The following is a 13,471-nucleotide window of genomic DNA, read 5'->3' as shown; positions in this document are numbered from 1 at the left end:
CCCGAGTATGCTTCCCCGGCATTAATCAGAGGACTACCCCAATGAGTCAGATCAGCGTGCAACCCGTCGCCTACAGCGTCGATGGCCAGGCCTTCGAAGGCCAGTTGCTGTTCGATGCCTCCAGCACTGAGCCGCGCCCCGGCCTGCTGATGGCACCGAACTGGATGGGCATCAGCCAGGGCGCCCTGGACAATGCCGGCTTGGTCGCCGAGCGCGGCTACGTGGTGCTGGTGGCCGACCTCTATGGCAAGGATGTACGCCCCAACGGCCCGGACCAGGCCCTCGCCGCCATGACACCGATGAAGAACGACCGCGCCCTGCTGCGCAAGCGCATGCAGGCCTCGCTGAAGGCGCTGCAGGAACAGGCCGGCAAGGCCCCGCTGGATACCTCGAAGCTGGCCACCTTCGGCTTCTGCTTCGGCGGTTGCTGCTCCCTGGAGCTGGCCCGCGATGGCGCGCCACTGGCGGCTGCAGTGTCCTTCCATGGCACCCTCGACACGCCCAACCCGGCGGACGCCAAGAACATCAAGGGCGCGGTGCTGGTCCTCGACGGCGCCATCGACCCGCTGGTTCCGCGCGAGCAACTGGGCGCCTTCGCCCAGGAAATGAACGAAGCCAACGTCGACTGGACGCTGACCAGCTATGGCGGCGCCGCGCATTCCTTCACCGATCCGCATGCCCAGGTGCCCGGCAAGATGCAGTACGACGCCAAGGTGGCGCGCCGCGCCTTCGCCGCGATGTTCGACCTGCTGGACGAGCGCTTCGGCGGCTGATCATCCCCCGCCAGTTGAAACGCCCGGCCAGTGCCGGGCGTTTTCGTTTGCGCTGGCCACGTTCGCTCCTTGCAGGAGCGAATTTGCTCGCGAACCCGCCCGGATCAGATCGACAACCGCACTCCCCGCTCGGGATCGATCACCGTCGCGCCCCGGCGCTTGTTCACCACCAGCTCACCGATCTCGATCAGCCGCGTGCGCGTGACGTTGCGGCTCAGGCCGAGCAGGTTGGCGGTGTGCACCTGGTTGCAGTGGCAGAAGCGATAGGCCGCGCGCAGCAGCGTGTCTTCCACCCGCGCATGCAGGTTGCCGCCCTGCTCTTCGAACAGCCGCTGGAAGGCCTGCTGGAGTATCTGCTCGGCGCCGAGGGACTCCAGCCGCGGCTCCTCGCTGCGTTCGATGCGCAGGTTGGACAGGTGCAGGTCCTCCGCGCGCACCACGCCGTCGCGGCAGATCAGCAAGGTGTGGTGGATGACGTTTTCCAGCTCGCGGATATTTCCCGGCCACGAATAGCTGCGCAGCTTCTGCGCGGCCTCGGCGCTCAGCTGGCTCTGCCCGTAGCCGAGGCGCCGGCTGTACTCGGCGATGAAATGGCGGGTCAGCGGGAGGATGTCGCCGGGTCGCTCGCGCAGCGGTGACAGCTCCAGGCTGACGACGTTGAGGCGGTAGTACAGGTCCTCGCGGAAGTGCCCGGCGTTGATCGCCTTCTCCAGCTGCACGTTGGTCGCCGCCAGCACCCGCACGTTGATCGGGATGCTCTTGCGCGAGCCCAGGCGCACTACTTCACGCTCCTGCAGCACACGCAGCAGCTTGACCTGGATCGGCATCGGCAGGTCGCCGATTTCGTCGAGGAACAACGTGCCGCCGTTAGCCTCCTCGAACCAGCCGGCCTTGGCCGCCAGCGCGCCGGTGAAGGCGCCTTTCTCGTGGCCGAACAGCTCGGCCTCCACCAGGGATTCGGAGAAGGCCCCACAGTTCACCGCCACGAACGGCCCGCCGCGCCGCGCGCTGAGGTTGTGGATGTGTCGCGCCACCAGCTCCTTGCCGGTGCCGGTCTCGCCGATGATCAGCACGCTGGCCTCGCTGGGCGCGACCTGCTGCAGGTGATCGAGCAGCGCCTGGGACTTCGGGTCCTCGAAGACCTGGGCGGTAGCGCGGATGGAGGTGGCCAGCGCGGGGGACTTGGGCAGGGTCAGCAGACCCTCGGGAGTGGTCGCATTCATGAGTAGAAAGTCGGTTGCGGCAGTTGCTGGTTCAGCGCCCAGTCGCCCAGCTCGCGGACCTTGTAGTCCACCGGGTCGTGCAGGGTCTGGGTGCGCAGGTTGCGCCAGTAGCGGTCGATGCGCAGCGCGGCGTGGGTAGATCGCGCGCCGGTGACCTCGAACAGGCGGTTGCAGATCTCCAGGCCGTTGCGGGTCGCGGCGACCTTGGCGGTGGCGATGGCCACGGCGAGCCGGCCGCGCTCTTCGGCGTCCAGCGCGGCACCCTTGCTCCAGGCTTCGTCGAGCAGTTGCGCCGCACGGCGCACCAGCAGGCGGGTGCTTTCCAGGCCGACCCAGAACTCGCCGTAGTGCGCGAGCACGTAGGGGTCTTCGCCCACCGTGGGGACGCTGGCGCGGAACCACGGGCGGGCTTCCTTGAGCGTGTACTGCCGCGCCTCCTCGAACGCGCCTTCGGCGATGCCGAGGAACACGTGGGTGAAGACCAGCTGGGCAATCAGCGGGCGCAGGCAGGCGAACGGCGTGCTCAACGGGCCCGGATCGAGCAGCAGCTCGCTCTCCTCCACCCGCACCCGCTCGAAGGTGGCGCTGCCGCTGTCGGTCTGGCGCTGGCCCATGTTGTCCCAGTCGTGGGCCAGGCTGATGCCGCTGCGGGCGGTGGGGATGGCGGCGATCAGCAGCTTGCCGCCCTCGCCGTCCAGCGCCGAGGCGATGAGCATTTCCGAGTCCAGCGCGCCGGAGCAGAAGCTCTTGCGCCCGGAAAACTCGCGCCAGCCGGCGAAGCTGCGCGACACCGTGCGGGTATCCAGCGGGTTCAGCGCGTTGCCCCAGAACCATTGGTTGCGCGCGGTCAGCTCGAACCACGGTTGCCACTGTTCAGGGCGGGAGAACAGGCGCACGGTCGCCAGCATCAGGTGCTGGAAGCCGAACACGTGGGCGATGGAGCTGTCGACCACGGCGAACTGGCGGACGATGTCCAGCGTGGTGCTCCAGTCGGCGCCCAGGCCGCCGTATTCGCCGGGGATGATCAGCGACAGCAGGCCGCTCTGGCGCAGCGCGTCGCGCTCGGCCTTCGGCGTGCCGCCACGGATGTCGCGCTCGGCGGCGGTTTCAGCGAAACCGGCGGCCAGGCGCTGGGCAATCTGTCCGGGAGTCGCCGTGAGCGGCCCGGATGTCTGTGCGTCGAGACGCGTCTTGGCGTTCACGCTCGCTTCCTCTTCTGCGGATTCTGGGCGTACCGGGCCCCTGCCCGGTACGTCGTGGGTGGGCCTCAGCCGGCCTTGCGCCCGGGCAGCACATCGTTGGCGATCATTTCGCCGAAGGGCCCGGTGAGGTTGGTGACACCGCGCCCGGCAAGGCTCGCGTAGGGCTCGGGCAGCAGCGGGAAGACCAGCTCGGCGAAACGGTATGCCTCTTCCAGGTGCGGGTAGCCGGAGAAGATGAAGCTGTCTATCCCCAGGTCCGCGTATTCCTTGATGCGCTCGGCGACCTGCTGCGGATCACCCACCAGTGCGGTGCCGGCGCCGCCGCGCACCAGGCCGACGCCGGCCCAGAGGTTGGGGTAGATCTCCAGCTGGTCGCGGCGCCCGCCGTGCAGCGCGGCCATGCGCCGCTGGCCTTCGGAATCGAAGCGGGCGAAAGACTTCTGTGCGTTGGCGATGGTCTCGTCGGAGATGTTGGCGATCAGCCTGTCCGCGGCCTGCCAGGCTTCTTCGGCGGTCTCGCGGACGATCACGTGCAGGCGGATACCGAACTTCACGCTGCGGCCCTGCTGCGCGGCCTTTTCGCGCACGTCGGCGATCTTCTGCGCGACGGCTTGCGGCGGCTCGCCCCAGGTCAGGTAGACGTCCACCTGCTCGGCGGCCAAGTCGTGGGCCTCGGCGGAGGAACCGCCAAAGTACAGCGGCGGATACGGCTTCTGGACCGGCGGATAGAGCGCCTTGGCGTTCTCCACCTGCAGGTGCTTGCCGGCGAAATCCACCGATTCGCCCTGCAGCACGCGGCGCCAGATGCGCAGGAACTCGTCGGTGACTTCGTAGCGCTCGGCGTGGCTGAGGTGGATGCCGTCGCCACGGTTTTCATCCGGGTCGCCGCCGGTGACCACGTTGATCAGCAGGCGTCCGCCGGACAGGCGATCGAGGGTCGCGGCCATGCGTGCGGAGACGGTCGGCGAGATGATCCCCGGACGGATCGCCACCAGGTAGCGCAGGCGCTCGGTGAGCGGCGCCAGGGCCGAGGCGACCACCCAGGAATCCTCGCAGGAGCGCCCGGTGGGGATCAGCACGCCGTAGTAGCCGAGGGAGTCGGCGGCCTGGGCGATCTGCTTGAGATACGGCAGCGACACCGGGCGCGCACCCTCGCTGGTGCCGAGGAAGTGGCCGTCGCCGTGGGTCGGCAGGAACCAGAAAACATTCATCGCTGGCTCCTCAGGCGGTCTTGCGCAGTTGCGGGCGAACGAACAGCGGCGCGGCGCGCTCGGCAGCCAGCTGGATGCGGGCGCGCAGGGTGTCGCTGGTGATCTGGTAGTTGGCGAAGTCCGCTTCGCTGGCGTACACGCCAATCGGCAGCGTGATCGACTGGAAGAAGCTGAACAGCGGGCGCAACTGGTGGTCGAGGACCAGCGCGTGGCGCTCGCTGCCGCCGGTGGCGGCGAGCAGCACCGGGGTGTCGATCAGGGCGTTCATGTCCACCAGGTCGAACAGGTGCTTGAGCAGGCCCGGATAGGAGCCGCGATAGACCGGCGAGGCGACGACCAGCAGGTCGGCGGTTTCGATTTCGCGCAGGGTGGCTTCCAGCTCGGCGGAGAGCTCCTGGCGCGACAGCGCCGCGCCCAGCGGGCGGGCGATGTCGGCCAGTTCGATGACTTGGGCTTCTACCGGAAGCTGCTCGCCGAGGGCGTCGAGCACGGCCTGGGTGAGCACCAGGGTGCGCGAGGGGCGATAGGTGCCGCCGGAGACGGCGACCACTTTGATGGGGCTGGTCATGGGTTTTCCCTGTTGACTGTTGCGCTAGGTACAGAGGCCTTCAGCAAGGGCCGTACCAACAGGGAAATGTATGATTTTCGGGCACTTCAGCCGGTTTATCCGGCGTTTCATGTCACTCAGGCAACAGCGCTGCTGATCGACTGTTGCTTGGGCAACAGTCTGTTATCAATGCATGGCCATCTCGCGCAGGCCATGGGAGATATTCAGGCCTTCCAGTTCGGCCACATATTCGTCCGTGGTCAGCAGGCCGATGCAGGCCGTCGCGCCACGCTGACGCAGTTGCCCGGCGGCCAGCTTGCGCGCCAGCGCCACTGCCGCCATGCAGGGAATGTTCGGGCCGTGGTCGTCGGCGGCGAGGATTTCCCAGCACAGCTCCAGCGGACGCTGCTCGGCATCCACGCCGCGTAGGTGTACGAACATCCCGCTGCGCCCGTCACCCAGCGGCTCCATGGCCACTGCCATGCGATGCAGGCTGGTGCCCAGGCGGGCAGCGTCCTTGACCAGCCCGGCGCGCACCAGCCAGGACAGGCCCCAGGTGCCGAACTGGGTGAGCTTCAGGCCGAGGCCGGCGGAGAAGCGCACGTCCTGCACGCCCGGATAGCGCTGCGGGAACAGGTCCAGATCCGGTACATCACAGTGGGCCAGCCAGCGTCTGCCCAGTGGTGCGGGAAAGCGATGACGATTCAGCCCCTGCCAGCCGTGCACGTCCTGCCAGCGCCCCTGGCGCCATTGGCGCAAGGGCTTGCCGCAGTAGCCCAGGACTGCCGATACGGTGGCCTGGCCAGGAATCTTTGCCGAGGAGCTGATGCCGTGGTGGATGCTGTCCAGACGCTGGAAGCGCGGCAGCAGCTCATCGATCACCGAGGCCGCCAGCGCCGGCACCGAACTGGCGCCGCTGCACACCAGCACCCCGGCGCTGCGCGCGGCGCGGTCGAGTTCCTGGATGCCGCAGACGAACTGGCGCGCATCGGCCAGGTCGACGTAGTGCGCGCGGGCGCCGATGGCGGCACGGGCCACGCGGTAGTCCTGGCCCTGGAACGGGCCGGCGGTGGAGATGACCATGTCCACCTTGAGTTCGTTGAGGCGGCCGGCCAGCGTCGGCTGGTTCATGTCCAGGCACACTGCTTCGCCGCCAACCTGCGCGGCCAGCTCATTGGCGCGGCGCTGGTCGCGGCCGCCCACCAACACGCGGATGCCGTCGATGCCGCTGAGGCGACGTACGATCAGGCTGCCGAAGTTGCCGTAGCCGCCCAGCACCAGCACGCGAAATTTCTGTTCCATTGCCACTGACTCTGTTGCTCCCTGACTGCTGCCGGCCGTGCCGGCTCCCTCATCCCGGTTTTGCCCCGCCGTAACGGGGCAGATTGTCCTCCAGTGGCCACCAGCTGGCCCCGGAATCGACGTAATAATGTGCTTCGAGCTTTGTCCGCACAGGCTCGTCCAGGGTTCCCGCACGCACCCGCAAAGTTTCCGGCAGGGCATCGCGGGCGCTGTAGATCGGCGAGCCGCAGTTGCGACAGAACACGCGCTTCTTCTCCGGCGTGGCGCGGAACTCAGCCAGTTCCGACTCGCCGCTGAGCAGACGGAACGCCGCACGCGCCACCGGGATATTGGTGGCGAACGGCCCGCCCTGCGCCTTGCGGCACTGGCTGCAATGGCAGACCTGGATCGGCGCCAGTTCGCCATCGATCTCGAAACGCACCGCACCGCACAAGCAACCGCCGGAATGCATGGCCCCGCTCCTTTGTCCGTTTCACGGAGCGAGGGAGTCTAGAACAGGCTCGGTTACCTGTACCACCGTGCCGAGGAGTGGTTGTTCAGCTTTCGCGGCTGTCGTCTCACCGATGCGGCGGATAACGCCGCAGGCGTTATTCGCCCTACAAACGCGTACCCGGCACCAGCGCTATACCGTAGGGCGCATAACCCGGAACGGGTTATCCGCCGAGGCGGCAGATAACGCCCTACGCAGACGGCTGCTCTTCGCTGCCCCAGCCCAGCGGATAGAGCAGTTCTTCCTTGTAGCCCGCCCACACCCGCACCGCCGCCGGGAAGCTCGCGTCCAGCTCGGCGTCGCCGCTATCGACCAACAGAGGGCGGCCTTCGAGGGTGCCGAGCTTGCGCTTGGTGGCGATCACCCGCAGTCGTTCGATACCGATGGCGCGCAGCACGCGCGGGCTGATCTGCTGGTTGCCGCGACCGAGGATATGGCCCTGCCCGCCGATGGCGGTCACCAGCAGGAAGGCCGGGTGGCCGTCCACCAGTTCGAACAGCTGCGCCTCGGTGACATCGCGGGCGATCACTTCGCCGCTCTCGATCACGTCGACGCCCAGCAGCGTGGTGTCCACGTGCAAGTCGGCGGCCAGCCCGTGCAGCGTCGAGCCGGGGCCGAAGACGTAACGCACGCCGTCTTCCCAGCTGTCTTCCAGCCAGGCGGCGAGATCGGCCAACACCAGCTCCTCGGTCTCCATGCCGGCCTGTTTCACGTGCTGCATGAAGTGACCTTCCTCGGGCACCGTCAACTCGGCGTACCAGCGCGCGGCGACGCGGCCTTCGCGCAGGGCGACTTCGTCGAGGTCGCGTACTTCACCCTGGGTCAGGCGCACCAGCCCGCCGTCCACCAGGCGCCGCGCCAGTTCCCCGGCGGCGCGCGGGCTGATGGTGTAGACCCCGGAATGAATCTTCACCCCGGCGGGAATGCCCAGCACCGGCTGGCCTTCGCGGGCCACTTCGGCAACGTCGCGGGCAGTACCGTCGCCGCCGGCGAAGAGGATCAGCGCCACGCCGGCCTCCTGCAGAGCCTGCACGGCATGACGAGTATCCGCCGCGCTGCTCTGCTCACGTTCCAGCGCGCCGACCAGGCGATGGGCAAAGCCCATGTCCGCCAGCAGATCAGCGCCCATCGGGCCAGGGAAGGTCAGGAACTCCAGGCGCTGTTGCACTGGCAACAGGTGTTCCAGGGCTACCCGTGTGCGTTCCGCCGCCCGCGGTTCGGCGCCGCGTGCCAGGGCCAGCTCGGCGACGCCATCGCTGCCCTTGAGCGCGGTCGGGCCGCCGATACCGGCCAGCGGATTGATGATCAGCCCTATGCGAATCCTGTCCATACTCAACCTCGAGGGAAACTTCTTCGAACCACCGGTGCAATGCCGGGTCGGACCAGGGAAGCGGCAACTCCACACTATAACGACAAGCAAACGACCGGGGACCTCGCGATTGGCATGCAATCTGCGACTCATTTGGTCGTCTGTCTTCGGTGACGGATATTCGGCGCAGCCTTGCGCGCCTCTGTCACCGGGGTTTCATCTGATCTGCCTAGACTGCAACGAACCTGATGTAGAGGAGATTGGCCATGAGCCTGCAAACCCACCAGCAATCCACCCCCCGTACCACTCCGCGTCAACCGCAGCAGCCAGTCGGCGGTTCGATCATCGATGCCCAGGGCCGTGAAGTCCCGATTACCGAGGACATGATCCAGCGCGCCTGCCAGGAGCTGGACAAGACCTGCGAGCAGCCACGCCGCTGAGCGGGATCAAGGCAAGGCGCGTCCGCCCTACTCCCCGACCCGGTTGGCGCCCAGCGCGTTGAGCAGGCTTTCCAGGCGCGGCGAATCGCCCTGGATGTCCACCCACAGCCCGGTAATTTCCCGGCGCGGCGGGTAGTGCTTGCGCAGCGCGTCGAACGCCGCCCGCCGGGTCTGGGTGTCTCCGATCAGGCTGCGGCGGAAATTGGCGTCATCGCTCCGCGGGTCGTACACCGCGCGGCAGAGCATCGCCAGCGCCCAGTCCGGATCGCATTCTTCCTTGAGGCTCAATTCGGCCAGCCATTGCGCGGGCAACAGGTCGTCGAGATCGACTGCCGGCGCGCACTGCTGCCAGGCGCAGAACGCCTCGTAGATCTGCGCCGTGCCGCGCAATTTGCCGTCCAGGCTGTAGCCGGCGATATGCGGAGTCGCGATGCGGCAACGCTGGGCCAGTTGCACGTTCACTTCCGGCTCGCCTTCCCAGACATCCAGCGCCACGTCGATATCCGCGCCAGATTCGAGGTGGATGCGCAGCGCCGTGTTATCGACCACACCGCCGCGGCTGGCGTTGATCAGCCAGGTGCCGGGGCGCAGCGCCTTCAAACGCTGCGCGTCGATCAGGTGGCGCGTCGGGTTCTGGCCATCGCGGGTCAGCGGTGTGTGCAAGCTGATGACATCGCACTCGCGCAGCACTTCTTCCAGGCTGCGGAAGTCACCTCCCTCGGCGGCGGCGCGCGGCGGATCGCAGACGCGCACGTCCCAGCCCAGCCCGCGCAGCACATCCACCAGGCGGCCGCCCACCTGCCCTGCGCCGATCACGCCATAGCGGCGCTCGGAAAGCCTGGCGCCGTGTACCTCGGCCAATGCCAGCAGGCTGCCCAGCACCCAGTCCACCACACCGCGCGCGTTGCAGCCCGGCGCGCTGGACCAGGCGATGCCGGCTTCGGCGAAATAGTCGAGGTCCAGGTGATCGGTGCCGATGGTGCAGGTGCCGACGAACTTCACCTGGCTGCCTTCGAGCAGCTCGCGGCTGACGTCGGTCACCGAACGCACCAGCAGAATCTCGGCATCGCCCAGGGCGGCGCGGTCGATGCCGCGTCCGGGCAGGCGACGAATATCGCCATGGGCGCCGAAGAAGGCTTCGACCAGGGGAATGTTCTCATCGGCAAGGATACGCATGGGGCAGGCTCCAGAAATCGGCACCGGCTACTTTACCAGCGCTGCTGCGCGCGGCGCACACCAAGCTTTGCTGACCGCGTGGACAACCCTTAAACTGGCCGGCTTCCCGACCATTGCTTCTGCCAAGGAAAGCCGTGACCAGCCTCGCCCAGCCCGTCTCCCGTGGACGGCGCACCACCACCGAACTCAAGGAGCTGCTGACCCTCGCAGCGCCCATCATGATCGCCCAGCTGGCGACCACCGCCATGGGCTTCGTCGATGCGGTGATGGCCGGCAGCGTGGGGCCGCGCGACCTCGCCGCGGTGGCACTGGGCAACTCGATCTGGATTCCGATCTTCCTGCTGATGACCGGCACCCTGCTCGCCACCACCGCCAAGGTGGCCCAGCGCTACGGCGCCGGCGACCAGGCCGGCACTGGTCCGCTGGTGCGCCAGGCACTGTGGCTGGCCCTGCTGGTCGGCCCGCTGGCCGGAGCGACGCTGTGGCTGCTCTCCGAGCCGGTGCTGCGGGCGATGAAGGTCGAGGAAGCGCTGATCGAACCGAGCTGCTTCTACCTGCGCGGCATCGCCTGCGGTCTGCCGGCGGTGGCGCTGTACCACGTGCTGCGCTGCTTCAGCGACGGCCTTGGGCGTACCCGCCCGAGCATGGTGCTGGGCATCTGCGGGCTGATGCTGAACATCCCGATCAACTACATGCTGATCTACGGCCACTTCGGCTTCCCGGCCCTGGGCGGCCCCGGCTGCGGCTGGGCCACCGGCTCGGTGATGTGGTTCATGCTGCTGGGCATGCTGGTGTGGGTGAACTGGGCGAAGGTCTACAAGCCCAGCGAACTGTTCCGCCACTGGGAGCTGCCGCAGCCGAAGGTAATCGGCAGCCTAGTGGCGGTCGGCCTGCCCATCGGCATCGCGGTGTTCGCCGAATCCAGCATCTTCTCGGTGATTGCCCTGCTGATCGGCGAGCTGGGCGAGAAGGTGGTGGCGGGCCACCAGGTGGCGCTGAACTTCAGTGCGCTGGTGTTCATGATTCCTTACTCGCTGGCCATGGCCGTGACCGTACGCGTGGGCCAGTCCCTGGGCGCCGGTGCGCCGCGGGATGCGCGTTTTGCCGCCGGCGTGGGCATGGGCGCGGCGCTGGCCTACGCGTGCATTTCCGCCAGCGGCATGCTGCTGATGCGCGAACACATTGCCGGGCTCTATACCCAGGACCCGGACGTCCTCGCACTGGCCGCCACGCTGCTGGTGTTCTCGGCGCTGTTCCAGTTCTCCGATGCCGTGCAGGTCACCGCCGCCGGCGCCCTGCGCGGCTACCAGGACACCCGCGCGACCATGATCATGACCCTGTTCGCCTACTGGGGCATCGGCCTGCCGGTCGGCTACAGCCTCGGCCTCGCCCACTGGCTGCAGGAACCCACCGGCCCGCGCGGCCTGTGGGAAGGCCTGATCGTCGGCCTGACCTGCGCCGCGGTGATGCTGTGCATCCGCCTGTCGCGCAGCGCCAAGCGGCAGATCGTGCTGAACGAAATGCGCACGGCGGCGTAATTCCGCAGGATGCAAAAAAGCCGCCCAAGGGCGGCTTTTTCGTTTGCCAATCTCACAGCAAAAACACTGCGTAGGATGGCGTAGAGTGCAGCGATACCCATCAATCACGTGCACTGACAGCATGGGTATCGCTGCGCTCCACCCATCCACCGAGCTACGAGGCCCTTGTAGGAGCGAGCTTGCTCGCGAACCGCTTGACGCCAGCGCCTGCGGGAAATCCGTTCGCGAGCAAGCTCGCTCCTACAAAAGCAAAAAGCCGCCGGAAGGCGGCTTCTTCGTAGCGCATCGAGGATCAGTCGGTAACCAGCGCCGGCTTCGGCCGGCTGCTCAGCGTAGTGCCCACCGAGGCGACGATGATGGCGCCGATGGCGATCCACTGGTGCGAAGTCAGCTGCTCGCCGAGGAAGAACAGGCCGGACAGCGCACCGAACGCGGGCTCGATGCTCATCAGGGTGCCGAAGGTGCGCGCCGGCAGGCGGGTTAGCGCGACCATTTCCAGGGTATACGGCAAGGCGCTAGAGAGCACCGCCACACCCAGCAGCGCGGGGAACAGGCTGACATCGAGCAACGCCATGCCGCTGTGCGCGATACCGATCGGCGCCACGCAGATTGCCGCGATGCTGATGCCCAGCGCCGCACCCTGCGCGCCCAGGTCATTGCCGGCGCGCTGACCGAAGATGATGTACAGCCCCCAGCAAACGCCCGCCCCCAGCGCCAGGGCGGCGCCCTTGGGGTCGATGCCGTGGCCGAAATCGGCGATCGGCAGCAGCAGACCGAGGCCGACCACGGCGATGGCGATCCAGAGGAAGTCGATGGGCTTGCGTGAATAGAACAGCGCCACCGCCAGCGGCCCGGTGAACTCCAGCGCCACCGCTACGCCCAGCGGAATGGTCTGCAGTGCCATGTAGAAGGTCAGGTTCATCAGGCCCAGGGTCACGCCGTAGATGAACAGTGGTTTGAGCGGCTTGCCACGCAGCGAGGTGCGCCACGGGCGGAGGATCGCCAGCAGGAGAATGGCCGCGAAGATCAGGCGCATGGAGGTCACGCCTTCGGCGCCGAGCACCGGAAACAGGCTCTTGGCGACCGATGCGCCGGTCTGGATCGAGGCCATGGACACGATCAGGATCAGGATGGGGAAGACGGTGGAAATAAAGCGAGAGCGAGGCATGATGCGGACCTGAACAGGCGTTGCAACGGTTGGGATTTCTTGGTTGACTGTTATGCGCAACATAATGCGCAAAAAGGCCAGAATGAGCAATATACTGCCCACTGCTTCCGAACGCCCCAGCGTGCTGGTGCACGTCGCCGATAACGTGAAGACCCACCGCCGCAGCGCCGGTTTCAGCCAGGACGCCCTGGCCAAGGCCTCGGGCGTCAGCCGGCGGATGCTGGTCGGCATCGAGAGCGGCGACACCAACGTCAGCCTCGCCACCCTCGACCGCATCGCCGCCGCCCTGCAAGTCACCTTCGCCGACCTGGTGCGCCCGCCGTCCACCGGCGGCCTGTCCCGCGTCGACGCCGTCGCCTGGGGCGGCCAGCAGGCCGACAGCCGCGGCACCCTCCTCGCCAGCACCCCCGCCACGCGCCAGGCCGAACTCTGGCACTGGACGCTCGCCCCCGGCGACCGCTACAACGCCGAGCCCGACGCCGAGGGCTGGTACGACATGGCCTATGTCATCGCAGGCCGGCTGACCATCGTCCTCGCCGAGGAAACGTTGGAAGTCGAGGCCGGTGGGTTCCACGTGTTCAAGAGCAACCAGCCGTTTTCCTATCAGAACCACGGGGATGTGCTGGTGCGGTTCGTGCGCAACGTCGTGAACTGATTAGCGCTAACAGGCCGATCTCGCAGAACGGCAAGCCAATCGCGGACGAAGTCCGCTCCTACGTCCAGGGAAGCGCCGGAGTTACCTCGTAGGAGCGGACCTTGTCCGCGAAATCCATCACGGCGAGCGCAGGAGTCGCAGGAATATTCAGTTGCACATCCCCTGCCGGCGATTCGCGGAGAAGCTCCGCTCCTACAACAGCGTGCCCACCGCCTTGGCTTTGGCTTTGGGTTTGGCTTTTAAGTCTTCCAGCGAAACATCAGAGCACTCCGAATGCCCCGTTCAGGAGGCCTCGTTGAAGCGGAGTTTCAGGGGTTGAGCGACATGGATGTCGCGAGAGCTGCGATGGGCCAGGGACGGCCCTTCGCAGCGTGCCCCTGAAACTTCGTTTCAACGAGGGTATTTTTCGCCTAAGCGAAAAACCGGATGTCCGGGGC

At 67.1% G+C, this 13,471-nt stretch carries 13 protein-coding genes; 4 read left to right on the top strand and 9 right to left on the bottom strand.

The annotated features are described in order from the left end of the window. The first annotated feature begins 41 nt into the window (after window positions 1–41). Window positions 42–773 carry a dienelactone hydrolase family protein gene (locus QO207_RS28590; RefSeq protein ID WP_301535624.1) on the top strand — a complete coding sequence of 244 codons (732 nt, stop codon included), beginning with the start codon at window positions 42–44 and terminating at the stop codon, window positions 771–773. Window positions 774–877: 104 nt separating this feature from the next. Here the strand turns inward: QO207_RS28590 and QO207_RS28585 are convergent, their stop codons facing one another. The 7 genes from QO207_RS28585 to QO207_RS28555 all read right to left on the bottom strand — a co-directional run bounded on the left by QO207_RS28585 (window position 878) and on the right by QO207_RS28555 (window position 8,078). Then, a complete protein-coding gene (locus QO207_RS28585) occupies window positions 878–1,996 on the bottom strand; it encodes a sigma-54-dependent Fis family transcriptional regulator (RefSeq protein ID WP_184588298.1) in 1,119 nt (372 codons plus the stop codon). After that, a complete protein-coding gene (locus tag QO207_RS28580) occupies window positions 1,993–3,198 on the bottom strand; it encodes an acyl-CoA dehydrogenase family protein (protein ID WP_301535623.1) in 1,206 nt (401 codons plus the stop codon). The genes QO207_RS28585 and QO207_RS28580 overlap by 4 nt, the downstream gene beginning before the upstream one ends. 65 nt (window positions 3,199–3,263) lie before the next feature. Beyond that, complete coding sequence (gene ssuD / locus QO207_RS28575) at window positions 3,264–4,409, bottom strand: FMNH2-dependent alkanesulfonate monooxygenase (RefSeq protein ID WP_301535622.1); 1,146 nt, start codon at window positions 4,407–4,409, stop codon at window positions 3,264–3,266. Between the two features lie 10 nt (window positions 4,410–4,419). Then, complete coding sequence (gene msuE / locus QO207_RS28570) at window positions 4,420–4,977, bottom strand: FMN reductase (protein WP_301535621.1); 558 nt, start codon at window positions 4,975–4,977, stop codon at window positions 4,420–4,422. Between the two features lie 165 nt (window positions 4,978–5,142). Next, the gene (locus QO207_RS28565) at window positions 5,143–6,258 is read right to left on the bottom strand and encodes a saccharopine dehydrogenase family protein (RefSeq protein ID WP_301535620.1); all 1,116 of its coding nucleotides are present in this window, start codon (window positions 6,256–6,258) and stop codon (window positions 5,143–5,145) included. Between the two features lie 49 nt (window positions 6,259–6,307). Continuing rightward, the gene (locus QO207_RS28560; RefSeq protein WP_301535619.1) at window positions 6,308–6,709 is read right to left on the bottom strand and encodes a GFA family protein; all 402 of its coding nucleotides are present in this window, start codon (window positions 6,707–6,709) and stop codon (window positions 6,308–6,310) included. Between the two features lie 229 nt (window positions 6,710–6,938). Further along, complete coding sequence (locus tag QO207_RS28555; protein WP_301535618.1) at window positions 6,939–8,078, bottom strand: ATP-NAD kinase family protein; 1,140 nt, start codon at window positions 8,076–8,078, stop codon at window positions 6,939–6,941. 245 nt (window positions 8,079–8,323) lie between these two features. Between QO207_RS28555 and QO207_RS28550 the strand changes: the two genes are divergently transcribed. Further along, window positions 8,324–8,497 (top strand): PA1571 family protein, encoded by a 174-nt coding sequence (locus tag QO207_RS28550; RefSeq protein ID WP_301535617.1) that lies wholly within the window; start codon window positions 8,324–8,326, stop codon window positions 8,495–8,497. A gap of 27 nt (window positions 8,498–8,524) precedes the next feature. Here the strand turns inward: QO207_RS28550 and pdxB are convergent, their stop codons facing one another. Next, window positions 8,525–9,673, bottom strand: a complete 1,149-nt coding sequence (pdxB, locus tag QO207_RS28545; RefSeq protein WP_301535616.1) for a 4-phosphoerythronate dehydrogenase PdxB — start codon at window positions 9,671–9,673, stop codon at window positions 8,525–8,527. Between the two features lie 134 nt (window positions 9,674–9,807). On the opposite strand from pdxB, the gene QO207_RS28540 reads away from it, so the two are divergent. Then, entirely contained in the window at window positions 9,808–11,211 is a 1,404-nt protein-coding gene (locus QO207_RS28540; protein WP_301535615.1) for an MATE family efflux transporter, read from the top strand. 292 nt (window positions 11,212–11,503) lie between these two features. Here QO207_RS28540 and rhtA read toward each other — a convergent pair whose 3' ends face one another. Beyond that, a complete protein-coding gene (gene rhtA / locus QO207_RS28535; protein ID WP_301535614.1) occupies window positions 11,504–12,379 on the bottom strand; it encodes a threonine/homoserine exporter RhtA in 876 nt (291 codons plus the stop codon). 52 nt (window positions 12,380–12,431) lie between these two features. Between rhtA and QO207_RS28530 the strand changes: the two genes are divergently transcribed. Continuing rightward, window positions 12,432–13,034, top strand: a complete 603-nt coding sequence (locus QO207_RS28530; protein ID WP_301535613.1) for a helix-turn-helix domain-containing protein — start codon at window positions 12,432–12,434, stop codon at window positions 13,032–13,034. The last annotated feature ends 437 nt before the right edge of the window (window positions 13,035–13,471 follow it).

Origin of the sequence: Pseudomonas sp. CAN1 (assembly GCF_030462585.1) — a bacterium.
Classification (GTDB): domain Bacteria; phylum Pseudomonadota; class Gammaproteobacteria; order Pseudomonadales; family Pseudomonadaceae; genus Pseudomonas.
Note: the sequence above shows the minus strand (reverse complement) of the source record. Positions and strands in the feature narration are given on the sequence as shown.